The 219-nt window shown below is 61.6% G+C and carries 1 protein-coding gene; it reads right to left on the reverse strand.

The annotated features are described in order from the left end of the window. A partial coding sequence (locus ACW9IR_RS30310) for a hypothetical protein (protein ID WP_457466302.1) occupies window positions 1–219 on the reverse strand: 219 nt, incomplete at both ends.

Raw genomic sequence — 219 nt, forward strand, 5'->3', positions numbered from 1 at the left:
GCGACAACCGCAGCCGCGCGAGATGCCAGTCCGGCCGCTGACGGCTAGTGACCAATACCACCAGGCCATCAGGCAGATGATTGAGGAAAAATTGCAGGCAACGGTCAAGCACGGGCCCCTGGGCCAGATGGTAATCATCCAGCACCAGCAATAACGGCGCGCGGGTGGACAGCTGCACCGCCAGCTCGTCGAGCAGGCCATCGAGCCATTCTTCAAAGG

The organism is Pseudomonas sp. SDT291_1_S447, from assembly GCF_054070155.1.